This is a genomic window from Pseudomonas sp. NBRC 111124, from assembly GCF_001320245.1.
Lineage (GTDB): Bacteria > Pseudomonadota > Gammaproteobacteria > Pseudomonadales > Pseudomonadaceae > Aquipseudomonas.
In genome coordinates, this window is the sequence record NZ_BCBA01000053.1 from 63,147 (window position 1) to 80,348 (window position 17,202).

Below are 17,202 nucleotides of genomic sequence, written 5' to 3' on the forward strand. Positions count from 1 at the left end.
CTGAGGGCCTCTTCGCGGGCGTACCCGCGAAGAGGCAAGCACCCTCATGCCTGCCTGAGGTGATCCACCAACCTCAGCAACATCGCATCACAACCTTGCATTTGTTCGACACTGACGAACTCATCTGGCTTGTGCCCCTGGTCCATGCTGCCCGGCCCGCAAACCACGGTCGGAATGCCCGCCTGGTCGAACAGACCACCTTCGGTGCCAAACGCCACGGTGCCAAATTCATCGGAGCCACTGAGCAATGCCACCAAGCGCGCCGCCTCGCTATCGGCCGGCGTGGCCAGCCCCGGATACGCACTCAACGGTTGCAGGCGGATTGCACTGCCAGCGTTGACCTTGCGCATGCGTGGCAGCAACTCGGCCTCGGCGTAGGTCAGCAACTGGTCGGCCACTGCCTGGGCTTCGAACCCCGGCAGCGCACGCACTTCGAAATCGAACGCACATTCCTCCGGCACGATGTTCAGTGCCCTGCCCCCCTTGATCACCCCGGTCTGCACCGTGGAGAACGGCGGATCGAAGCGTTCGTCGTGGTGCGCCGGCGAGGCCAGGGTCTCACCGATCTCACCCAGCTTGCCGATCAGCTTCGCGGCGTATTCGATGGCATTCACCCCGTAAGGGGCGTACGCCGAGTGGCACGCCGCGCCATGCACTTCGCAGCGCATCGCCAACTTACCCTTGTGCCCAAGCACCGGTTTCAGTTCGGTAGGCTCGCCGATCAGGCACAGGCGCGGCTTGTGCGGGCGCTGCTCCAGTGCAGCCAGCATCGAGCGCACGCCCAGGCAGCCGACTTCCTCGTCATAGGAGAACGCCAGGTGCACCGGCATGCGCAGCGGTTGCGCGATGAACGCCGGCACGGCTGCCAGCACCGAGGCAATGAACCCCTTCATATCAGCGGTGCCACGGCCATACAGGCGCCCGTCGCGCTCGGTCAGGGCGAAGGGCGGCAGCGTCCAGGCCTGCCCGTCCACCGGCACTACATCGGTGTGCCCGGACAGCACGACGCCGCCGACATCCTTTGGGCCAATGGTGGCGAACAGGTTGGCCTTGGTGCCTTCCGGGTTATGGAACAGCTCGCATTCCACACCAAGCTTGGCCAGGTAGTCGCTAATGAACGCAATCAGCTCGAGGTTGGAGTCGCGGCTGACCGTGGCAAAGCCGATCAGCCGCTCCAGCAAGGCGCGGCTGCTGAACTCATTCATCGCCCGGCACCCCGTAGCTCGGCGCGGCGGTAGGGTCGAGGGCGCGGGTGACATAATCCTGCATCTGCGGGCGATAGGCCTGCCACAGGCCATCGAGTACACCGATCGGGTCTTCCTCCGCCCAGTCCACACGCAGGTCCACCAACGGCCAGGTCAGCTCACCAGCGACCTTGAGCGCCGCCGAATGCACCGGGCCGGCCTCGCCACCGGCGGCCATCGCCGCATGCATGGCCGCCAACAGGCGGTCAGCCAGATGCCCGCCGGCGTCTTCGAAAGCCTGCACCATGGCTTCGATCACCTGCAGCGAGGACAACAGGTTGCCAGCGGCGGCGCACTGCTCGCCCGCCACGGCGTTATGCACGCCTAGCGCCTCCTTGCCGGTGAACAGTGCCACCTGGCCCTGGCTGTCGATCACCGTGACCTGGCGATACTCGCTCCAGCCATTGGCGCTGAGCACCCGGTCCAGCGCGGCCGCGGGTGGCAACTGGCCCTGCTCCAGGGCATCGAGGATCTGCGGGCCGAGGGCCGGCAAGGTGATGTTCTGGGTGGACACGGCGCCGACGCCGGCACGCACCCACGGGCAGCGGGCGCCCACGGCGATGCTCGACGAGCTGATGGCAATACCGACCTGGCCGGTTTCCTGACAGCGACCGATGATGGAAAAGGTCATGGTGGAACTCCTGTTGTTCTGTGCGATGCCCAGCATTCTGGGCGGAACCTCAAGGGCCACGAAACCAACATTTTCCTGTGCCTTGAACAGGAAAAAACTAAGGCCGGCCAACACCGTACGAAAACCCTTGAAAACCCCGGTCTGGCCCAAGCAGATCGGGGCCTTCGCCGTTTTATCGGCAAGCCCCAGCTAAATACTATTTTCGCGATTTTCCAGGCATCCCTAGTCTGGCCCCAGGCAACGGCGGTCCTCGAAACCGACCTGACAAAAACCGCCTGAACAAGGGCTCGGACATGACACTGAACAACATCGAAATCGACACCCTCGTGGTTGGCGCCGGCCAGGCCGGCGTGGCCATGAGCGAACACCTGAACAAGCTCGGCGTACCGCACCTGGTGCTGGAGCGCAACCGTATCGCCGAGGCCTGGCGCACCGGCCGCTGGGATTCGCTGGTGGCCAACGGCCCGGTCTGGCACGACCGCTTCCCGGGCCTGGAATTCAACCTCGATGCCGACGCCTTCGCCGGCAAGGACCAGGTCGCCGACTACTTCGAGCAGTACGTGCGCAAGTACAACTTGCCGGTACGCACCGGCATCGAAGTGAAGAAGGTGGTGCGCAACGCCGACCGCCCCGGCTTCACCATCGAGACCAACGAAGGCGTGATCCGCGCCAACCGGGTGGTGGCCGCCACGGGCCCGTTCCAGAAACCGGTCATCCCGGCCATCGCGCCGAAAGACGCCAACCTGCACCAGATCCACTCCGCCGCCTACTACAACCCCGAGCAGCTGCCTGAAGGCGCCGTGCTGGTGGTAGGCGCCGGTTCCTCCGGTGTACAGATCGCCGAAGAGCTGATGCGCGCCGGGCGCCAGGTGTACCTGTCGGTCGGCGCCCACGACCGCCCGCCGCGGGCCTACCGCAACCGTGACTTCTGCTGGTGGCTGGGCGTACTGGGCGAGTGGGATGCAGAAATCGCCAAGCCAGGCCGTGAGCACGTGACCATCGCCGTCAGCGGCGCCCGTGGCGGCCACACCGTGGACTTCCGCGCCCTCGCCCACCAGGGCATGACCCTGGTCGGCCTGACCCAGTCGTTCGAAAACGGCGTGGCACGCTTCCAGGACAACCTGGTCGAAAACATCAAGCGCGGCGACGAAAACTACCTGGCCCTGCTGGATGCCGCCGATGCCTACATCGAGCGCAACGGCCTGGACTTGCCGCAAGAGCCCGAAGCGCGCAAGCGCCTGGCCGACCCGGATTGCATGGTCAACCCGCTGCAGCAACTGGACCTGGCCCAGGCCGGCGTCACCAGCATCATCTGGGCCACCGGGTATGGCGTGGACTTCAGCTGGCTGCAGGTCGACACCTTCGACGCCAACGGCAAGCCCCAGCACCAGCGCGGCGTCGCCCGCGAGCCGGGCGTGTACTTCCTCGGTCTGCCTTGGCTGTCGCGCCGTGGCTCCTCGTTCATCTGGGGCGTGTGGCACGACGCCAAGCACGTCGCCGGCCATATCGCCACGCAACGCACCTACCTGGCCTACCGCGATCGCGACCAGCGCGATGCGGATGAGCAACAAGTCAATTCGATCAGCAACGTCAGCACCCTCGGAGCCCTCTGATGCCTACTCATACTCGCATCCGCATGTTCAACACCAAGGAAACCTACCCCAACCAGACCCTGGACAACGACCTGTGCCAGGCCGTGCGGGCCGGCAACACCATCTACGTGCGCGGCCAGGTCGGCACCGACTTCGAAGGCAAGCTGGTCGGCCTGGGTAACCCGCAGGCGCAGACCGAGCAGGCGATGAAGAACGTCAAGCAACTGCTTGAAGAGGCCGGCTCCGACCTGTCGCACATCGTCAAGACCACCACCTACATCACCGACCCGCGCTTTCGCGAGCCGGTGTACAAGGAAGTCGGCAAGTGGCTGAAGGGGGTGTTCCCGATCTCCACCGGGCTGGTGGTGGCCGGTTTGGCCCAGGCCGAGTGGCTGATGGAAATCGACGTGATTGCGGTGGTACCGGATCAGCAGTGATCCGTTTGAGGTAGCTGGGGGCGCTCTGCGCCCCTTTCGCGGGTAAACCCGCTCCTGCAGGGCCTGCGTTGGGCCTGTAGGAGCGGGTTTACCCGCGAAGCTTTTTCAGAATTTGGCCAGTTCTTCGCGGCAGAACTCGACAAACAGCTGCGCAGGTTTTGTCAGCTGCACCCGCTTCAAATGAGCAGCCGCCAGCCCCGACAACGCCACCGGCTCGGCGATGTCGATGGTCACCAGCTTCTGCCCGTCATAGGTGCACGCCGAATGCGGCCGGGTCACCAGCAACGAAAACCCGAACCCTTGCCCCACCATCCCCCGCACCATCTCGATCGACGGCGAACTGAAGACGATGTTCGGCGTCAGGCCCATTTCGTTGAACAGGCTGACGAAGTAGGTCCGGCTTGGCGCCACGTCCAGCAGGATCATCGGCTCCGGGCACAGATCACGCAGTGACACCTGCGCCTGGCCGGCGAAACGGTGCTTCTCGGGCAGCAGCACGTAAGGCTTCTGCGGCGGCATCAAGGGCTCGGCCTCGATGGTGCCGTCCAGATCGTGGTCATACAGAAATGCCAGGTCGAAGGTACCGGCAGTCAGGCCCTGGATCAGGTCCTGCTGCTCACCGTCGCGCAGGCGGATATCGACGCCCGGATAGCGCTCGCGAAAGCCGGCGATCAGCCGCGGCAAGTACAGCGGCGCCACGGTTTCGAAGCAACCGATGTCGATCTGCCCCGCCACCGTGTCGTTGTCGGCCAGCGCGTTCTGCTCGAACTCGTGGGCCATCTGCAGCAACGACTTGGTCTTGGCATAGAAGCGCTTTCCACTGGGCGTCAGCGACACACCCTGGGCGTGGTGGCGGATGAACAGCTGCACACCGAAGCTTTCTTCCAGGCTCTTGATTGCCGTGGAAATCGACGGCTGGGCGATGTACAGCTGCCGCGAGGCCTCGGCGACGCTGCCGGCCTCGACGGTGGTGACGAAATACTTCAGTTGTCGCAGGGTGTAGGAAGCCACAGGCACCTCGTTGGCGCCGTTCGCGGGCGCCTTGATATTTTCCTGTCACTTTACCTTGTGGCCTGATTCAGCGGGCCGCCGGGTGATGAAGGATTTGCCTAAGGCTTGAGCATAATTTTTCTGTTGCCCGCGTCCACCCACATGGAACAGTCGCCCAATGCCCTTGGCAACAAGCCGCCTCGCTGGTGAATTGAGCCAGTGCGTCTTTACTGGTAGGTAACGACCCGCAGGAACGGTGTGCGCCTATGAAGATTGTTGTCACCAGCATCCTCGTCGACGACCAGGCCAAGGCCCTGGCTTTCTACCACTACGTGCTCGGCTTCATGCCCAAACACGATATCCCCATGGGCCAGCATCGCTGGCTGACGCTTACCTCGCCCAACGCCCCCGACGGCGTCGAATTGCTGCTGGAGCCTGACGTGCACCCGGCTGCAAAAGTCTACAAGCAAGCGCTGTGGCAGGACGGCATCCCGGCCACCTCGTTCGGCGTGCGCGATATCCAGGCCGAGTACGCCCGGCTATGCAGGGCCGGCGTAAAGTTCATCAAGGAGCCCACCGACCTGGGCCCGGTCACTGTCGCGGTGTTCGACGACACCTGTGGCAACCTGATCCAGATCGCCCAGAAACACTGAGCCGCGCCCATGGCAGCCGAGGCTGCCATTGGCTACATTGCAGCTGTATCCCGTGCGCCACAATAAGGAAAACAGATGCGCCACGAATTCAGCGAAGTGCTCAACGATCTGGTCGACTACTTCCTGCTGGGCGATATCCAGCTGCTCGATCGCTTCAAACACGACAATCACCTGTCCGACGACCTCGCCCGTGAGTTCACCAGCAACGACAGCGGTGACAAGGCCGTGGCCGAAGGCGTGGTGGTACCGCTGGCGGGGGTCGACAACCTGCCCTACCACATCATCTTCACCCTTGATGGTTACACACCGGCCCTGCTCGAAGCTGGCAGCCGCCTCAAGCACCGGCGCAACGGCTACGTGCTGCAGGTCCAGAACCGCGTGGTGATGCTCTACACCTGGCGCATCCTGCAGCACTTCACCAACAAGACGCTGGGTGACCTGCTGGCTCGCTATCAGGTGCCGGGCCGGCCGATGATCGAGCTTGACAACGGCTGGTACGACGTCGAGGTGCTGGCGGGGGCGCTGATCAGGGATGGGTTGTACGAGCCGGCGTTCGAGTTCGTACTGAAGAAGCGCTGGAGCCGGGGTGAGGCCAAGGGGGTGGATACCGCTTACGCCTACACCCTGCGCGGCTATTTCGACTGACTTGTACAAATGCCGGCCTCTTCGCGGCTGTAGGACTGGCTGCAGCCGCGAAGAGGCCAGACCTGCCTAGGTGATCTCCCGATCCTTGGTCTCAGGCAGGAAGAAGATCCCCAATACCGCCGTCATCACCGCGATCACGATCGGGTACCACAGCCCGTAGTAGATATCCCCGGTGGCCGCGACCATGGCGAATGCCACCGTCGGCAGGAAGCCGCCGAACCAGCCATTGCCAATGTGGTACGGCAGCGACATCGAGGTGTAGCGGATGCGCGCCGGGAACAGCTCCACCAGCCAGGCGGCGATCGGCCCGTAGACCATGGTCACGTAGATCACCAGGAGGGTCAGCAGCAACAACACCATCGGGTAGTGAATCTTCGCCGGGTCGGCCTTTTCCGGATAGCCCGCCTCTTTCAAGGCACCGCCCATGGTCGCGGTGAAGGCATCGCTCTGGGTTTTCAGGTCGGCGGCCGCCAGGCTGCTGCCATCGAAGCTCGGGATCACCCGTTCACCGATGCGCACCTGCGCTACGCTGCCAGGCTCGGCCGCCTGGTTGGTGTAAGGGATCGCCCGCTTGGCCAGCAGGCTCTTGGCGATGTCGCAGGAACTGGTGAATTTGGCCTTCCCCACCGGGTCGAACTGGAACGCGCACTGGCCAGGGTCGGCGACCACCACCACCGGGTTCTGCTCCTGGGCGACGAACACGTCCGGGTTGCCGTACTCGGTTAGTGCTTTGAAGATCGGGAAGTAGGTCAGTGCGGCAATGATGCAGCCGGCCATGACGATTTTCTTGCGGCCGATGCGGTCCGACAGGCTGCCGAAAAAGATGAAGAATGGCGTGCCGATCAGCAGTGAGCCGGCGATCAGCAGGTTGGCGGTCTGTGGGTCGATCTTGAGCATTTGCAGCAGGAAGAACAGCGCATAGAACTGCCCGGTGTACCACACCACCGCCTGCCCTGCAGTACCGCCAAGCAGCGACATGATCACCACCTTGAGGTTGTCCCAGCGGGCAAACGACTCGGTCAGCGGCGCCTTGCACGCTTTGCCTTCGGCCTTCATCTTCAGGAACACCGGCGATTCGTTGAGCTGCATGCGGATGTACACCGAAACCGCCAGCAGCAGGATCGACAGCAGGAACGGCACCCGCCAGCCCCAGGCCTCGAACACTTCGGTGCCCATGACGGTGCGGCAGGCCAGGATCACCAGCAGCGAGAGGAACAGGCCGAGCGTGGCGGTAGTCTGGATCCATGCCGTGAAGAAGCCACGCCGACCCTTGGGCGCGTGCTCGGCCACATAGGTCGCGGCACCACCGTATTCACCGCCCAATGCCAGGCCCTGGAGCAACCGCAAGGTGATCAGAATGATCGGTGCCGCCACGCCAATCGCCGCGTAGCTGGGCAACAGCCCGACCACCGCGGTGGACAGCCCCATGATGACAATGGTGATGAGGAAGGTGTGCTTGCGCCCGATCATGTCACCCAGGCGGCCAAACACAATGGCGCCGAACGGCCGCACGGCAAAGCCGGCGGCGAAGGCCAGCAAAGCGAAGATGAACGAGGTGGTTTCGTTGACGCCGGCGAAGAAGTGTTTGGCGATGATCGCCGCCAGCGAGCCGTATAGGTAGAAGTCGTACCATTCGAACACGGTGCCCAGCGAAGAAGCGAAGATGACCTTGCGCTCCTCCTTGGTAATGCCACGCTGGGGCGCGCTACTGCCCGTGGACGCGCTGTCGAGAACCGCCATGGGTTGCCTCCGTCATGTTGTCATCGCAGGCCGGAGTACCTCACACCCATTTCACCGTCGCACCCAGGCCCTAGGGCTAGCATTGGTTGCGCGAAGCACGACGAGGTCAGCCTCGGATCGCAGCAAGGTAACTGAAGCATAATCGGCTTTGCGGCAATATCCACTTGCCAGCAGCTCTAGATGCAATCACCCCAGAAACCGTTGCACTTCGGCCAGCACGACCTCCGCCTGTTCCCGCCCTAGGGGGCGCCAGTCATGGGCGAACCGCTTGACCTGCGTCATGCCGCCGCCTCGACCGGGCCCTTGAGTTCGACCTGATTGCCATCGGGGTCGAAGCAGTACAACGACAGCCCCTCGCCTTCGGCGCCATAGCGTTTCTCGGCGGCTTCTACCGTCACGCCAGCTGCCTGCAGGTAAGCCGTCAGTGCCTGTTCATCGAACGGTTCGATGCGCAGGCAGAAGTGGTGCAGGTTGCGCCCTTCTGCCCCCGGTGCCGCACCGCCGGGCCGGCCCAGCGGGCCATCGAGCGTTACCAGGTCGATCATCGCCGAGCCTGTCGCCAGGTGAACCATACCCAGGTCCGGGCGCTCGCGGCTGACCGTGCATCCCAGCAGGTCGCGGTAAAAGGCCACGCTGCGCTGCAGGTCAGTGACCCGCAACACCAGGTGGTCGATGTGCTTGATGGCGAACGGTCGCATATCGGGTCTCCTTGACGTTTCCGTCACCTTAGCTCAGGCGCCGTCAAGCTGACCATAACCCGCTATTCGTTCACCAGCCGCTGCAGCAGCCCCTCCTCATGACGGGCGAGGATGCGCAGGATCTGATCGACCAACGCGCGGTCCGGCGCCTCGAGGTGGAAATGGTGCCCACCCGGGTGCCAGGAGACCTTGGCCTGGCTTGGCAGTGCCGCCTGACGCTGCTCGATACCGTTGCCGCTAAATGCGCCCTGCCTGCCGAACATCAGGTACAACGGACAGCGGATTTCCCGCAGCAGGTCGCACGCCTCGCGCTCGGTCAGTGGCATCGGTTCGGGCAGCACCAGCCGTGGGTCGTGACGCCAGCAATAACCGTCGGCCAGCTGCAGCAGGTCGCGCAGGGCCAACAGCCGGGCGGCATCCTCGCTCAACTCGCCATCCAGGCGCTTGCGCCGTTGTTCGAGCGCGCATTCAAGGTTGTCGAACCGGCTGCCATCGGGTTCGCCGAAACCTTGCAACTGGCTGCGCTGGACCATCCGCTTGAGCCGATAGGCCCGCGCCAGGTGCTGAACGCGATCATCCTCGGCCACGGTGAACGGCGCACCGATGCCATCGAGGAAGATCATGCTGGCGATGCCGCTGGTCATGGCGGCCAGCAGCGAGGCGATACCGGTACCCATGCCATGGGCGAGTACGTGAAACTGCGACAGGCCCAGGCTGTCGGTAACCGCCAGCATGTCCTCGGCATGCTCCCACAGGTAATAGCCACTGTCGTGACGGCGGTGATCGGAACGGCCGTGGCCGACCAGGTCCGGTGCAACCACGAAGCAACCTTCAAGCAACGGCCCCAGGCGTTCGAAAGAGGCTGCGTTGTCGAGCCAGCCATGGAGGGCCAGCACCGGGATGCCATCTTCGGCCCCCCAGGTCCGTACTGCTATTTCAATGCCGTCGTGATCCAGCAAATGATCCTTGGGACTGCACAGCGAATGCATTGGAGTTCTCCCTGACAAGATGCCGTAGTCCACCATGTCGCAGTCCCATCACCCGCGCTGCTCTCCCCCCGACCCTCGCATGCACAGGACCGACCCTGCAGATTGACCTATGTACCACTCACAGATGGAGTGGGCGCTGTCAACTGATGCCTCCCTGTTACCCTAGGCGCTCAACCATGACGACATCCACGCCCTATCACCAGGCTCAGATCCTGCGCAACCTGCCCGCCTGGACCACCACCCTGCACCCCGATCACACCCGGCGCATCGTGCAAAGCCTGCGCAAGGACTACCTGGATGAAACGGGCTTGCCCTACAGTTGGTACGCCGCGGCCAGTGTAGAAGACCAGGCCTTCTTGCAACAACTCATGGGCTGCCGTGATGCCCGGTTCGCGGCGCTGCGCGACGCACTCCAGGGCTTCAAGCAGATCAGCGAATTCTGCAAGCCACTGCTCAAGGCGCGGCTGGGCCTGGGTGTCGACGTGGACCAGGCCCAATACGTTCATCAGCCGTACAAGGTGTTCACCACCCTGACGAACCCACCTGGCCTGGAAATTTCGCTGGGCGAAGAACCACCCCTGATCACACGCCCCGATGGGCCGCCAGAGAAGCGCTCTCTGCTGGAAGCAGCACTGCACAATTTCGAAGGGCCTGCCGAGTGTGGCCCGCTCGACACCCTGACTCGTGCCGCGAACGACGACACATCACTCTTCCCCTTGGAGCCAAGCGCGTTCATCGATCATTGTCGAACGCTAGACCTGGGCCAGCGCTATCAGGACCACCTGCAAACGGTTTATGAGGGGCCCAGGAAAGCCGAGATCGAACAACTGTGGATGGACGCAACACGCCAGGCACTCAAAACCGAGGCAATGATCGCGTACCTCAAAGGCCTGTTGACGATCAAGGGTGGGGCTGCTCTGACCCAACTCTGCAACGACGAACGTTCGCCACGCTATGATGAACAACCGCTTCATTGCTGGCATTTCAGCCTGTTCGGCATCCCGATACATGACGTCCTGCTGATTGGCCCCAACGCTGCCAATCGGATCAATCCCTGTATCCTCTACATTCCTCAGGATACCGAGCATCCGGTCCGGGAATACGCCTCCTTGCAAAAGGCCGGCGCACACTTGCGCCAACGCTTGGTGCAAACCCGGTTCCGCCGTCACCTGATCAGCTTCGCGGACAAGAGCAGGCAAGTCGAACTTACCCAAAAGCTGGAAAACGCCTTGTTCGATCAAAGCGCCTCTGCGCGCAAGCCCCGTGACAATCCTAATCTTCACTTCGCCCAGGTCAGGCTGGAAAGCCCCATCTGGCCAGCGCTCTACAGAGACCACATCAGACGCGTCAAGGCAGATGCCCGAACGATCGCGGTCCCTACCGCCGATGCTGATGCCAAGGCACGCAAAGCGCGCCTGGAGCATTGGCGCGATGCCGGAATGAACCTGCTCAATGTGGCCGCATTCTTCGTCCCAGGCCTGGATGCCGCCATGCTAGGCGTTTTTGCCTACGACATCATGAACTCGGTGTTTACCGGTTTCGAAGCCTGGGAAGAAGGCGATACCCATGAGGCATTGCAACAAGTGGAATCGTTGGCCATCAATGCCGCCACGATTGCCGGCTTCGCCGTCGGCGCCCAGCTGGTGAAAGCATCAGGATTTGTCGATGCGTTGAAGAGTGTCTGGAAGGGTGGCAGCGAGCGGCTCTGGCAACCCGACATGCGCCCCTATGCCAGCGAAGCGGTCTTGCCGGCAGATGCTCAGCCTGATGCGCAGGGGCTCTATTACATAGGCGGCAAAGCCCACGTGTCGCTGGAGGGCAGGCTGTATGAAGTGTTCGAAAGTGCTGACGGACAATGGCGTGTTCGCCACCCGGATACCGCCGATGCCTACAGCCCGCCCCTGCGCTACCTGGGTGACCAACGCTGGCAACTGGCCCACGAAGACCCACTGACGTGGAGCGACGCCCGGTTGCTGCGAGCGCTTGGGCCGTTCAGCCAGGGCTTGGACACCGGGGAACAACTCAGTGCCATGCGTATTACCGCAAACGATGCCGATACCCTGCGCCATGCCCAGATCAATGGCTCCCGTCCGCCTGCCTTGCTGGCCGATGCGTTGCTACGTCTGCGCCTGGACAACGACGTGCAGAGCACTATCACCCGGGTGCGCCATGGCTTGCCATTGGCGGCACACAAGAATTTCGCGCTGCCGGAACTGGTTAACCTGCCTGGCTGGCCGAAGAACTACAGGTTGAAGGTGTTCAGCGGTGCTGAAAAAGCGGGAGACGCTGTGTATTTCGGCGCCGAAGACGCTGCCAACCCAATGCTGATCGAAATCTCTCGCTCGGAACTTGATAATGGCCAGCTCAGCAAGGCCGTGCTGGATCAGCTGGATGAAGATGCGATCACGCATCTGCTCAAGGACATTGCACCCGGGCACCGCGAGCGGGCCCTGGACGAGCAGTTGGCCGCCCGCCTGGCCGCACGTCGCCACGAAATCTTCGCAAGCCTGCTCGAAGGTCACCAACCGGTGCCAAGCGTCGAGGCCCAGACCATCAAGCGCCAATTCCCTGGCTTGCCCGGCAGCGTGCTGGAAAGCCTCGTCAGGCATGCCGGCAGCAGCGAACGGCAACGCCTGGCGAGCGGGCGGGTGCCGCTGCGCATTGCCGAAGAAGCCCGTCTCTTGCAAGCACGAGCCCGTCTTGACCATGCCCTGCTCGGTCTCTACCGGCCCAGCCTGGCCAATGCCGACAGCCTGACGTTACGCCAAGCATTAACGGCCAGCCATCCGCAAGCCAGCGACGCCGAGCTGCTGGAAATCGCCTTGGGCGACCGCCCGGCCTGTGCCACGTTGCTAGGCCAGCAACCCATCAAGCCAGGCTGGCGCTCCCCCCTGCGCCTTGCCCATGGGCGCATCGGTTACCCGCTCAGCGGCCGAGGCAGTGCAGGAGCCGCCGATCTTCAACTCCGTACACTGTTCCCATCGCTCAACGCGACACAGCGCGCTGCCTTGCGAGCCGAGCTGAGCGAAACGAGTGACCTGGGTGCGGCGGTCAAGCAGTTGCAAGCGCAATGGCGCACGCTTGAACGCGACCTGAAGAGCTGGATCTGGAGCGCGACTGACGCGTTCGAGATGCAGGATCGACAAACCTGCGCCCAGCTGCTTAAAGAGGCCTGGCGGCGAGAAGGCGCGAGCAATCGGCATACGCTGGTGCTGGAACGTATGCGCCTACCCCGCATGCCCGCAGTGAACGCCCGCATGCCCCATATCCACGAGCTCAAGCTGACCGGGTTGGAGCTGGAGCAACTGGATGCTCAATTCCTCTCCTGCTTCCCTAATCTGCAAGTACTGGAAGTGACCGGCAACCCGGCTATCGATGCCCAAGTGCTGTTCGAAGCGCTGGCATCGGTGCCCCGCTTGCGCAGCCTGGACCTGACCAGCAATGCGCTTGCCAGTCTCACACCTACCGCGCAAAGGGCACTGGCAGCGATGCCCGACCTGCGCCGACTGAACCTGCGCCGCAATCGACTGACACTTGACGAAAGCACACTGAGCTTCCTCGCCCGCCGGCCACTGGACGAACTGAGACTTGGTAGCAACCGCATCACCCTTGATGAGAACCTCGCCAGGGGGTTTCAGGACCTTGTCCATCTGCAGCGACTGGACCTGGACTTCAACCCACTGCAGCGCGCGCCCGATGTCAGCTACATGGCCCGCCTGCGGCACCTGGATTTGAACAACGCTGAGCTGACATCATGGCCCGACGGCCTCACCACCTTGATGAGCCAGCCTCAGTATCAGTTGCGCTATCTGGATCTTTCATTCAACCGCATCCATCACGTCGACGGGCTGCCGACTATACTCCGCAGTCCGTATGCTCGGGATGTCAGCGCCCGCCTGCCCGAACGCCGCTGGCTGTTCAACTACAACAATTTGGAAGCCCAAACGCTCACTCGCCTGCGCACCCTTGGCGTCAACGTCTTCGAGCACACTGCCGAACGTCCCGAGTGGCAGGGGCTCTGGCGCGATTCGGCGAGTGCTCATCAAAACCAGCTGTGGGCCGATCTGTTCGAGCAGGACGAAAACGGTCACTTGCAAGCCGTGCTGGAACGCCTGACCTACTCGAAGGAAGCGCAACGCGATCCACGAGGACTGCGCGAACGGGTATGGTCGCTGCTAGAGCAAGCCCGTGAAGACACTGCGCTGCGCGAGCGCCTGAACGAAGTGGCAGAGTTGTACCCCCCTACCTGTGGTGACGCTGGCGCCGAAGCTTTCAGTGCCCTGGAAGTGGAACTGCTGGCCAACCGGGCAGCCGGCCAGGCACATGACACCGCCAAGCCGCTGTTCGACCTGTACCGCCAGCTGTATCGCCGGGAGAAGGTCAATGCACTGGCTGACCGCATCAGCTTCAAGCGCGGCCAGCGCAAGCAGGCACTGCTTGAGGATGTCATGGATGACGAATTGCCGGCCTATGACGAGCTGGATGTGCCTACCGCCTTCCCGGATGTAGACCTGGAAACGGGCTTGGTCGACGATATCGAAGTCCGCTTGGCCTTGCGCCAGTCCCTTGCAGAGACACTCGATTTTCCCGAGCCTAGCAGTGGCATGCTCTATCGTAGCCAGGCACGGATCAATCGGCAGATCATCGCCAACGTGGAAGCTGCTGTACGCACACTCGATGCCGACACCGCTGCCCGGCAGCAATGGATGGCGGAACAACCAGTCTGGCGTAAATACCTGAAGGACCGATATGCCAGCCAGTTCGAAGCCATTACCGACTTCTGGCGCCCAGGCCTCGACTATCTGTTCTATTGCTGGGATGCAGACAACGAGCCCATCATCCAGCTGGACAGCGCCATAACCCGTGCATTGACACCTGTCATGCCAGCCTCTGTGTTGGATGAACACGGCGTGTTACGCCGAGTTCCCCTCGAGCAGCCAGCGTTCGATCATGCCATGGAGACGTTGACGCGCGAGCAGCAGAAAGTGGAAGCCGGGCTGCTGCTGAGCCTTACCCGGCAATGGGAGGTCATCGACGCTTGAACGCGGCTCAATGACCGCGCAGGTCTTCGAAGAAGGCCTGCCGCCCGTCTACCTGGGCTGACGCGCGCGGCGCACTCGCCGCCTCGCCGTTGGCGGGCTCGACATGCCAATAGCAGTGCCTGACCGCACGGGTGACCGCGACGTAGGCCAGGCGCTGCACCTCTTCCTTCTGCGCCGTATCGAAAGGCTGGGCATCACCCGCCTTGCCCAGACCGGCCTGGCGGTACACCTGGTTCTTGTAGGGGGAGCTGGTCAGGTACTGGCAGTCGCCGAGCATGAACACCGCATCGGCTTGCAGGCCTTTGGCACTGTGGTAGGTCAGCTGGCGCAGGCGACGTTGTTCGGCAGGCAGCGCGGCTTCGGCATGCAGGACGGTCTGCAGATGCTCACTCATCAGGGCTTTGTCGCTGCCTTTGCGGTACAGCATCATCACCGATTCCCCGCGCTGGTAATGCTCGATCAACGTCTCGCCCAGCGCCGCCTCATCACGCTCGAAGACCCGTACCGGGGCGCCCGGCAGCTCGGCCGCCGGCCCACTGGCCCGCGCTTTCTTGCCGGGAATGGCCGGCGTGCCCTTGACCAGGTGCTCGGCGGCATCGATCACCTGCTGCTGGCAGCGGTAGTTGTCGACCAGCATCACCCGGGTGTTGGCTGGCGACAGGAAGGCCTTGGTGAACTCCATGAAGTACTTCGGCGAACTGCCGCGCCAGCCGTAGATGGACTGCCAGTCGTCACCCACGCACATGAGCGAGGAATGCTGGGCATTGCGACCGGTGTGCATGGCCGGGCCACGGCGGCGGATTTCCGCAAGGCAGGCGCGCAGCCAGCTGACGATCTGCGGCGAGACGTCCTGGAATTCGTCGATCATCAGGTGCGCCAATGGCCGCAGCAGCGGGTCGGGCAACAGCCGCAGATTCTCCGGGTTGTTCTCGCCGAACAGGGCGAACATGCGGTTGTAGCTCATCACCGGGGGCGACTGGTCGAGCAGGTGCGCTTCCAGCGCTTTCCAGTATAGGGCCAAGGCCTCGAAGAACAGCGCGTCGGGGTCGCCAGCCGGGAAGTTCATGGCCGCCACGGCCGGGTTAACCTCGAGGCCGAGGTTCTCGATGAAGTTGGCAGCGCCGACAAAGGCGTCGAGCAGCGGCGCCGGCGCCAGCTCGCCCTTGACCTTGTACTCGAAACCGGGCCCTGCCGCGGCATCGCCGGCCAAGGATGCGGCCAGGCGCCGGGCCATGGCGTAGTTGTCGAGCCAGATCAGCGGCTTGTCGCAGAACGCCTGCAACAAGGTGCGCTTGACCGCCCACTCGGCCCGCACTGCCAGCTTTGCGCCGGGGCGTTGATACTGGGCACTTTCCGCCGGGTCAAAGCCCAGCACCACCCAGGCATCGAGGCCCTCCAGGCGACCATGCACATGGAAGCGACTGCCACGGATCTCGACGGTTTCCCGACACGGCTCGATACCTTTGATCGGCCAGGCGCCGGCAGCGAACCACAGGTCTTCGATGACATCGCACAGTTCTTCATCACGCTGGGCGGCCAGCTGGGTGACCTGCACCCGCTTCTGCACATCCGGGTGATCCGGGTCCAGCGGCTTGAGTTGCAAGGCCTCGCGACGCAGGGTGGCGACAATCTCGGCGAAACGCGGGCTCTGGCCAAGCAACTGGCTGTAGCACTGGTTGAGCTGTTGGCGCTGGGCATCGTTCAGGCGCAGGTCGAACGGGTTGCTCTCGGCCTCTGCCTCGCGGCCGGCCGGCATCTCGTTGCCCAGGGTCTCGAACGCCCGCACCTGGCCAAAGCCCGGCAGGCTGCGCACCAGCGGCAGAATGCGCGAATGGAAGGTACGCACCAGTTCGCGCGCCCTGGCCGGTTGCAGGTCGAGCTGCCACAGCCCGAATACCTGCACCAGGCGCTTGATGAAGTCCTTGCGCGATTCGCGGGTGAAGGTAACCACCGTCATCGCGTCCAGCTCGTAGCCCAGGTAATGCCGCAGCAGCAGGATGCGCAGCACCAGCGAGGTCGATTTACCCGCCCCGGCACCCGCCACCACGCAGGTGGATGGCGTGTCGCTGAAAATCAGCTTCCACTGCGCCGCGCTGGGCTGGGCCTCGGCCGGCAGGCGCTGGGCAACGTCAGCCTTGAAGCGCTTTTTCAGCTCGGCGCTCAATGGCAGGCGCCAATCGTCGAACAGGTTGTCGTCCTGCCCGGGCACGGCGGCGCTGTCAGGTCGCGCATCGCGAATCACCAGCACCTGGCGCCCGGCCTCATAACCTTCCACCCGGCCACGTTCGAACCCTTCACGCAGGCCATCGGCGTGGCCGCTGCGCTGGCCGGTGGCATGGCCAAGGAACCAGGAGTCGCGGTGTTGCGCCTGCAGGCGGCTCAGGCCACCGCCCAGCAGGCGGGCAACAAGGCGACGCAACCAGGGCAGCTGGGCGGGTGGGGTCAGTTCGGCGGGGGCCTGGGGTTGCTCGTGGGCCACGGTCACTCCGTTGAAAATCAGTTCAGCGGGCCATGTTCGCCGCATCCGTCGAAAATCGCTAG

12 protein-coding genes are annotated in these 17,202 nt (G+C 63.3%); 5 read left to right on the forward strand and 7 right to left on the reverse strand.

Going from position 1 to position 17,202, the window contains the following annotated elements; translation table 11 throughout:
* Positions 1 to 44: 44 nt before the first annotated feature.
* Positions 45 to 1,205 carry an acetylornithine deacetylase gene (gene argE / locus APH28_RS20310; RefSeq protein ID WP_060512316.1) on the reverse strand — a complete coding sequence of 387 codons (1,161 nt, stop codon included), beginning with the start codon at positions 1,203 to 1,205 and terminating at the stop codon, positions 45 to 47.
* Positions 1,198 to 1,875 (reverse strand): DUF1028 domain-containing protein, encoded by a 678-nt coding sequence (locus APH28_RS20315; protein WP_060512317.1) that lies wholly within the window; start codon positions 1,873 to 1,875, stop codon positions 1,198 to 1,200. The genes argE and APH28_RS20315 overlap by 8 nt, the downstream gene beginning before the upstream one ends.
* 293 nt (positions 1,876 to 2,168) lie before the next feature.
* On the opposite strand from APH28_RS20315, the gene APH28_RS20320 reads away from it, so the two are divergent.
* Positions 2,169 to 3,488: an NAD(P)/FAD-dependent oxidoreductase gene (locus tag APH28_RS20320; RefSeq protein WP_060512318.1), complete on the forward strand. Its 1,320-nt coding sequence runs from the start codon at positions 2,169 to 2,171 to the stop codon at positions 3,486 to 3,488.
* Positions 3,488 to 3,904 (forward strand): RidA family protein, encoded by a 417-nt coding sequence (locus APH28_RS20325; RefSeq protein ID WP_016499337.1) that lies wholly within the window; start codon positions 3,488 to 3,490, stop codon positions 3,902 to 3,904. Before APH28_RS20320 ends, APH28_RS20325 begins: the two co-directional genes overlap by 1 nt.
* A 105-nt stretch (positions 3,905 to 4,009) precedes the next feature.
* Here APH28_RS20325 and APH28_RS20330 read toward each other — a convergent pair whose 3' ends face one another.
* Complete coding sequence (locus tag APH28_RS20330) at positions 4,010 to 4,915, reverse strand: LysR family transcriptional regulator (protein ID WP_060512319.1); 906 nt, start codon at positions 4,913 to 4,915, stop codon at positions 4,010 to 4,012.
* Between the two features lie 245 nt (positions 4,916 to 5,160).
* On the opposite strand from APH28_RS20330, the gene APH28_RS20335 reads away from it, so the two are divergent.
* Together APH28_RS20335 and APH28_RS20340 are read left to right on the forward strand one after the other, a co-directional pair.
* Positions 5,161 to 5,547 carry a VOC family protein gene (locus tag APH28_RS20335; RefSeq protein WP_060512320.1) on the forward strand — a complete coding sequence of 129 codons (387 nt, stop codon included), beginning with the start codon at positions 5,161 to 5,163 and terminating at the stop codon, positions 5,545 to 5,547.
* 75 nt (positions 5,548 to 5,622) lie between these two features.
* A complete protein-coding gene (locus tag APH28_RS20340; protein WP_060512321.1) occupies positions 5,623 to 6,192 on the forward strand; it encodes a hypothetical protein in 570 nt (189 codons plus the stop codon).
* A 66-nt stretch (positions 6,193 to 6,258) separates the two neighbouring features.
* Here APH28_RS20340 and APH28_RS20345 read toward each other — a convergent pair whose 3' ends face one another.
* From APH28_RS20345 to APH28_RS20355, 3 genes are all read right to left on the reverse strand, one after another.
* A complete protein-coding gene (locus tag APH28_RS20345) occupies positions 6,259 to 7,932 on the reverse strand; it encodes an MFS transporter (protein ID WP_060512322.1) in 1,674 nt (557 codons plus the stop codon).
* A gap of 278 nt (positions 7,933 to 8,210) precedes the next feature.
* Positions 8,211 to 8,630, reverse strand: a complete 420-nt coding sequence (locus APH28_RS20350) for a VOC family protein (RefSeq protein ID WP_060512323.1) — start codon at positions 8,628 to 8,630, stop codon at positions 8,211 to 8,213.
* A 62-nt stretch (positions 8,631 to 8,692) separates the two neighbouring features.
* Entirely contained in the window at positions 8,693 to 9,619 is a 927-nt protein-coding gene (locus APH28_RS20355) for an alpha/beta fold hydrolase (protein ID WP_060512324.1), read from the reverse strand.
* 176 nt (positions 9,620 to 9,795) lie between these two features.
* On the opposite strand from APH28_RS20355, the gene APH28_RS20360 reads away from it, so the two are divergent.
* The gene (locus APH28_RS20360; RefSeq protein WP_371263101.1) at positions 9,796 to 14,661 is read left to right on the forward strand and encodes an NEL-type E3 ubiquitin ligase domain-containing protein; all 4,866 of its coding nucleotides are present in this window, start codon (positions 9,796 to 9,798) and stop codon (positions 14,659 to 14,661) included.
* A gap of 7 nt (positions 14,662 to 14,668) precedes the next feature.
* On the opposite strand, the gene APH28_RS20365 is transcribed toward APH28_RS20360, so the two are convergent.
* A complete protein-coding gene (locus tag APH28_RS20365) occupies positions 14,669 to 17,185 on the reverse strand; it encodes a UvrD-helicase domain-containing protein (protein ID WP_060512325.1) in 2,517 nt (838 codons plus the stop codon).
* Positions 17,186 to 17,202: the final 17 nt, after the last annotated feature.